Source organism: Nakamurella sp., from assembly GCF_048594475.1.
Lineage (GTDB): Bacteria > Actinomycetota > Actinomycetes > Mycobacteriales > Nakamurellaceae > Nakamurella.
In genome coordinates this window covers 1-4,758 of record NZ_JBMDXT010000143.1, presented here as the reverse complement: position 1 = coordinate 4,758, position 4,758 = coordinate 1, and the positions used below count along the sequence as shown (strand labels likewise).

The 4,758-nt window shown below is 75.2% G+C and carries 2 protein-coding genes; both read right to left on the bottom strand.

All coding sequences use genetic code 11. The features are described from left to right. Positions 1-394 precede the first annotated feature (394 nt). A complete protein-coding gene (locus tag ACOJUF_RS07200; RefSeq protein ID WP_420121180.1) occupies positions 395-3,448 on the bottom strand; it encodes an EAL domain-containing protein in 3,054 nt (1,017 codons plus the stop codon). Positions 3,449-3,886: 438 nt separating this feature from the next. Further along, the gene (locus ACOJUF_RS07195; RefSeq protein WP_420121179.1) at positions 3,887-4,513 is read right to left on the bottom strand and encodes a hypothetical protein; all 627 of its coding nucleotides are present in this window, start codon (positions 4,511-4,513) and stop codon (positions 3,887-3,889) included. Positions 4,514-4,758 lie beyond the last annotated feature (245 nt).

Sequence of the window (4,758 nt, the reverse complement as noted above, 5' to 3'; positions counted from 1 at the left end):
GGCCGCTCGGCGTTGCGCAGCGTCAGAGCGGGCCGGCCCGGTCCGGTCGATCCATCCCGCCCGGCCGGGCCGGCCGGCCGCCCGGGCGGGATGTGCCCACCTCGATCGGTCTGCGATCGTCTGGGTCCATCGTCCCCGCCGCCGAGGCCGGGTTCCGGTCACCCCCGGGGGGCCGGGCCGGCCGTCGCTGGTAGTCGCGGACCAGCGAGAACGCGGGCGAGCTCGCTCGATCGGGTGATCTTTGCCGCGGGTTCCCGGGGAACCGACGGCCGGGGGCCGCTCCCACGGTGGACGGCGCCGGTTTCGCGGTCCCGATCGTCCGGGCCGGTGATCCCCGGGGTGCGCGGCGGGTGCGACCGTGTGCCCTCGCTCCGGCCGGGTCGGACCCCGGCGGTCAGCCGAAGGGCGGCGGGGTCACCGCGGGGCGACGCCCGGCCAGGTGCTCGCGGATCACCTCGGTCGCGGCGCTCGCCGTCATCGGCCGGCCGAAGTGGTAGCCCTGCCCGTCGTCACAGCCGTAGAGCCGCAGCAGCGGCAGCTGATCGGCGGACTCGATGCCCTCCGCCGTGGTCTGCATCCCCAGGCTGTGCGCCATCGAGATGGTCGCCGCCACCAGCGGGGCGGGATTGCCGTCGGCCAGCAGTTCGACGAACGAGCGGTCCACCTTGACCCGGTCGATCGGCAGGATGTGCAGGCGGCTGAGCGAGGAGTACCCCGTGCCGAAGTCGTCGATGGCCAGCTTCACGCCCGCCCGGTGCAGCTCGCCGAGAACGCCCACGATCTCGTTCCGCTGGTCGAAGATGCTCTCGGTGATCTCCAACTGCAGGCCGCCCGGTTCGAGCCCGGCGTCGCGCAGGGCCGCGAGCACGACGTCCGTCAGCCCGGGATCGTGCAGCTGCCGGACCGACAGATTGACCGACATCAGCAGCGGATCGGTGGGTCCGACGAGGGTGCGCCACCGGGCCGCCTGCCGGCAGGCCTGTTCGAGCACCCAGCGACCGAGCGGGACGATCAGGCCGGTGCTCTCGGCCAGCGGGATGAAGCTGCACGGCGGGATCTCCCCCTTGGCGGGATGCCGCCAGCGCAGCAGCGCCTCGAACCCGCACAGCCGGCCGGTGACCAGCGAGAAGGTGGGCTGGTAGTAGACCGCGAACTGCTCCTGCTCGACCGCGCGCCGCAGCTCGCTGTCCATGATCAGGCGTTGCAGGACGCTGTCGTGCATGGCGGCCCGGAAGACCTCGATGACGCCCTTGCCGGCGTCCTTGGCCGCGTACATGGCCAGGTCCGCGTTGCGCAGCATCGACTCCGCGGTGTCCCGACCGGTCGACAGGGCGATCCCGACGGAGGCGTCGGGGTTGATGGCGTGCTGCTCGACCCGGACCGGCCGGCGCAGGGTGGTCAGCAGCTGCTCGGCGACGGAGACCGCCTCCGGGCCCGTCGTGTTCTCCAGCAGCACCGCGAACTCGTCCCCGCCGAGCCGCGCGATGGTGTCGCTGGCCCGCAGACAACCCTGGAAGCGATGGGCGATGGCGACCAGCACCTCGTCGCCGGCCTGGTGTCCGAGGCTGTCGTTGACGAGTTTGAACCCGTCCAGGTCCAGCAGCAGCAGCGCGAACGGGTCCGGCTGACGATCCTGGCGGGCGATGGCCTGGGTGAGCCGGTCCCGCAGCAAGGCGCGGTTGGCCAGGTCGGTCAACGGGTCGTGCAGACCCTGCCGGACCAGGGCGGCCTCGGCCTCCCGGCGATCGGTGACGTCGGTCATGCAGACCACCGCGCCCAGCACCGGGCCGGTCCCGTCGCCGTCGAGATCGCGGATCTGGCGGCCGTTGATCAGCAGCACGCGGCGCTCGCCGTCGGGCGTGCCCACCACCAGTTCGGCGTCCCGCACGTCCTCGCCGCGCAGCGCCCGGATCAGCGGCAGCTCGTCCGGCTCCACCGGGGTGCGGCCGTCCCCGGCCAGCAGCACCTGCAGGTCCGACCAGTCGCCCGGGGGCAGCCAGGGAGCGGCCGGCACCTGCAGCAGCTCACGCGCCGGCCGGTTCATCAGGATCACCCGGCCGCCGGCGTCGCAGGCGATGACGGCCGAGTCGAGGTTCTCCATGGTCGCGTCCAGGAACCGGGTCTGCCGCGCCTGGGCGAGCAGGGCGGCGCGGGCGGCGGTGATGTCCACGACCTGGACGGCGATGGTCGTGGCCGCCCCCTGCGGGTCGCGGTAGACGCCGACCGTCTGCTGGACCCAGACATCCGAGCCGTCGAACGCCCGGTACCGCTCCTCGACCGGGTCGATCCGGTCGGTGCCGGCCCGGATGCGGGCCAGGGTCGCCCCGAGCGACGAGCCGTCCCGGTCCTGCTCCGGTGCGGTCAGGTCGGGCAGGCTGCGCCCGGCCAGATCGGCGGGGTCGGCCCGCAGCAGCCGGCCGAAGGCGGGGTTGGCCTCCAGGATCACCCCGTCCGGGCCGATCGCGACCACCCCGATCGGTGACTCGTCGAACGTCTGCCGCAGATGCGACCGGGCGCCCCCGAGTTCGGTGCTGCGGCGTTCGAGCGAGCGCTCCAAGCGCCGGGTGCGGGAGCGGCGCTCGGCGTGGACGAGCAGGTAGCGACCCGCGACCAGGAGCATCAGCGCGACGCCGCCGGCGACCAGGAGCGGATCGTGCAGGACGTCGCCGAGCAGGGCGCCGGCGACCGCGACCGCCGCGGCCAGGTAGGGCAGCCCGTCCTGGGTCAGCCCGCCGAGGGTCGACCGGTCCGGCCGCCGGGTCGCCGGCAGCAGGGCGGCCAGCCCGATCAGCAGCACGCCCACGGTCCAGCCGGCCGCCGGAGCGGTCCGGAGCGGATCGGACGGCCCCGGTGCGGCCACGGCGAGCCAGCTGGTGACGGTCACGGTGAGCACCCCGAGGAACCCGACGGCCCAGGGGCCGCGCCGGGCGGCGGGCTGCGCCAGGCCGACGATCAGCACGGTGCCCGTGAGCAGGGCCCCGGCGGCCGGCCGAACGGCCAGGGTGACCCACTGTTCGGCCCCTCCGCCCCCGCCCGCCGGGTCCAGCCGGCGAAGGCCGATCCACGCGACGAACAGGGCCGACCCGGCCACGATCAGACCGTCGAGGATCTGCCGCGCGAAGACGATGCCCTCGCGGTCCGGTGAACGCAGGAGCCACAGGGCCCACAGGGCCGGGACCAGGTAGACGCTCGGCCCGACCTGCGCGAGGGCCTGTGTGACGGGGCCCGGAAAGGGCGGCCGCCACACCAGGGTCCACAGGAGCAGCCCGCCGGCCCAGGTGCCGACCGCGGCGGCCACCCACCACCAGCCGCGGGCGGTCGGGCCGCCGGTCCGGGCAGGAGCCGCGCAGGCCAGCATCGTGACGGCGGCGGCCAGCGGCACGACGACCGGACCCAGGGCCGGGGCGACGAGCACGGCCGACGCCAGGACCAGACCGGTCGTGGCCACGGCGGCCGCGCGGGAGCCGGCGGCCCACCGCGTTCGAGCGTCCCGCGCCACCCGAACCCCCACCGAACCCCCTGTCCCAGCAGTGTGGCGGTCCCGATTCCGCCCCCGTCGGCCCCCGAGGTGTCGCCGGCCGCCCGGAACGGCCCCGATCCGTTCCGAACCGTCCTGCGCAGGGCGCCACCGGCCAGCAACTCACGGGGTCCGGCGACCGTCAAGCGCAGCCGGGGCGGGCTCGTCCGGACGGGCCTGCGGCGGGTAGCCGGGAGATCACCGGCGGGTGACGGGTGCGGACCGCATGGCCCGGATGCCGCCGCCGGGATGCTGCGGGGTGTCACCGGGCCGGGCCGACGGCGGCGTCCGAGCGACCCGCCTGTGGGATTGCTGTGTCCGAATCGCGTCGATCGGGTGAACCGACGGCGATTCACCCGACCGCGGGCGTCACGCGATGGGCAGGTCCGCCACCCGGGAGGCGGCGAAGGCCAGGGTGCCCAGCGCCAGGATGATCAGCATCGCCCGGGCCGGCTTGTACCGGAACGAGGACGTGACGCCGGCGAAGAACAGGGCGACCGCCAGCACGATCGTGGTGAGCACGTACTGCTGGGCGTTGGCGCCGGCCTCGGAGGCGGCGACCGAGGCCGCGTCCCCCTTGGCCTGCGCGTCGAGGTACCCGCCGCGCAGCGTGTCGAGGTACTCCTGGTCCTCGCTCAGCGGGGTCGGCGCCTGCCCGGCGGCGACCTCGGCCTCCCACTTGTCCAGGGTCGGCAGGAAATCCGGGCGGGCCAGCGACTGGCGGTAGAAGGTGGCCAGGCCGGTGTTGCCGGCCTGGACGGCCTGCGCATACATGGCGATGAAGTTGGTGTCGTAGCTGATCGTCTGCACGGCCAGGCCGTACTGGCGGTTGCCCTCCAGCCGGTAGCCGGCCTCCTGCTTGCTGTCGTCGCTCTGCACGCCCGACCACTGGGACGCCTGGTAGCCGCACCAGGCGGTGCCCAGGGTGGTGATCGCCAGCAACAGGACCGCGACGATCTCCAGCAGGCGGTCCAGGAAGGTCTTCTCCTCGTTCACCGGCCCGCCCTCCGGCCGGTCGTCACGGCAGCGTCAGGCCGCGGGCCCCGGCGGCGCGGGGCCGGCCGGCCCGTCACGCGCCCGCCCCGGGGGCGCCCGGATCGGTGAGACCGGCGGTCAGGGCGGGGTCGCTGCCGGGATCGGCCGGCGCGGTCGCGGGGCGCCCCGGCCCCGGGGGCGCGGCCCCGCCCGGGGGGGGGGCCGCCCGCGGGCGGCGGCGCCCCCCCCCCGCGCCCGATTAGCCC